Below are 1,825 nucleotides of genomic sequence, written 5' to 3' on the forward strand. Positions count from 1 at the left end.
GTGGTGTGAGACCATCACCAGGCAACGGGGCCGGTGCTGGGGCAGGTGGTGTGGCTGCTGGTAGCCCAGGTGCAAGCCCACGAACCGGCGGAGCTGCCGGCGGTGCCGGTGCTGGTGGTTATGGTGTTGGTCCGGCTGCTGGCGCTGGCCGCGGTGGGCGTAACGGACAGCAAAAACGTGGCCGGGTACAAGCAGTCACCTCAGCAGTAGAACGCGAAGGCAACCTCAAAGCACTCCTTGGTGAAGCACCCGAAGTCGTCCCCGGCGTCATCGGCGCCTGGGTACGCGAACCCAAACGCTAGGCAGGGTGGACACTCTCTAGACGCCCCAACACGTCGAGTTTGCCGTTTACGCTCGGAAAGTGGGAACAACCTCGGCCCGAAAGGAAGCACAATGAAGCGTCCTGGGTTTAGTTCCGCTTCTATTACGCCCCTGTGTTGATGGGCTGGGTGAGATAGTACTCGGTTTCTACTTCTTGTGGGGTGGCGTAGTCCAATGCTTCGTGAAGCCGCTTGGTGTTCCACCAATGCACCCACCGCAGGGTGGCCAGTTCGACTTCTCCGACCGACGTCCACGGCCCCTGGGCATGAATCAGTTCAGCCTTGTAGAGACCGTTGACTGTTTCGGCTAGAGCATTGTCGTAAGAATCGCCGACTGTTCCCACACTCGGGCGGATTCCGGATTCCGCTAGCGCGGTGGAATATTTCAGTGACACGTATTGGCTGCCCCGATCGCTGTGGTGAATGAGCTGGTTTCCATGGATTCGCCCTGCAGTCGTTAACGCATGCTCCAAAGCCTCCATCGGCAGCACGTCGGTGCGCATTGTCGAGCATGTAGCAACACCAACAATTTTTCGGCTGAAGACATCCACGACAAACGCGGTATAGGCGAATCCTGACAGGGTGCGAACGTAGGTAATGTCGGCAACCCAAAGCCTGCCTGGTGCCTGCGCACGGAAGTTTCGGCGCACAAGGTCCGGGCGATGATCCGGTGTCTTCGGGCTAATCGTTGTCACAGGGGTTCGCCCACGTCTGCGGCCGGAAACACCTGCTAGTTTCATCAGACGTGCGGTCTTGTCGCGGCCGATATGAAAGCCTTCACGGTTCATCGCGTGCCACATTTTGCGGATGCCGTAGACCGAGAAATTCTGCGCATGCACACGCTGTATCTCTGGGATGAGAAGGCTATCGCTTAAGGCCCTTGCGCTGGGAACACGCGTGGTGGCTTTTCGGTAGCCGCGTGAAGTACTGAATCCACGATCTGCTTGTTTAAGGACTCTGCAGATGGCCTCGACCCCAAATTGATCTTTGTACGCGTCGATGTAGGAGATCATTTGGTCGTGGGTCGGTCGAGTTCCGCTGCGAAAAAAGCCGAAGCTGTCTTAAGGATCCCGTTTGCTCGTTTCAGTTCGCGGTTTTCTCGACGCAGACGCCTGAGTTCTTCTTCCATTGTTTCGCCGCCTGAAGCGTCAGAATTATCGCGTACTGAAGCGCTGTCACGGTACCAAGCCCGCAACGTGTGGTGGGATACTCCAAGCAGCTCACCGACCTCCGTGTAGGCGCGTTGCAGTGAGCAAGACTCCAGTCGGACCATTTCGATGATCTGATGGACCGCCTTCTCCTTAAACTCGACGGAATACTTTCTAGGCATAGTTCAATCCTTCCTTAGCAGAGGTAGGAACTAAACCCAGGACACTTCTGAACTGCTCCCCATTAGTTGGACTGAGAAGTCAGTTATCGACTAGTGGGGAGTAGTTTTCATTGAGAGCACGAAGTTCGCTAAGTGAGCAGCAGCGTGAGCAGTTGGTTGAGTGTTTCGAGCAAGG

1 protein-coding gene and 1 pseudogene are annotated in these 1,825 nt (G+C 56.4%); one reads left to right on the plus strand and one right to left on the minus strand.

Annotated elements, in window-relative coordinates; genetic code table 11:
* A pseudogene (locus F4V54_RS11555) lies at window positions 1-302 on the plus strand (hypothetical protein); the annotation flags it as partial.
* Between the two features lie 122 nt (window positions 303-424).
* On the opposite strand, the gene F4V54_RS10705 reads toward F4V54_RS11555, so the two are convergent.
* Window positions 425-1,650 (minus strand): IS3 family transposase gene (locus F4V54_RS10705; RefSeq protein WP_150387129.1). Its coding sequence is split into 2 segments (ribosomal slippage): window positions 425-1,371 and window positions 1,371-1,650, totalling 1,227 coding nucleotides; the frame shifts between segments, so codons are not numbered across the junction.
* Window positions 1,651-1,825 lie beyond the last annotated feature (175 nt).

Source organism: Corynebacterium tuscaniense, assembly GCF_008693065.1.
GTDB classification, from domain to species: domain Bacteria; phylum Actinomycetota; class Actinomycetes; order Mycobacteriales; family Mycobacteriaceae; genus Corynebacterium; species Corynebacterium tuscaniense.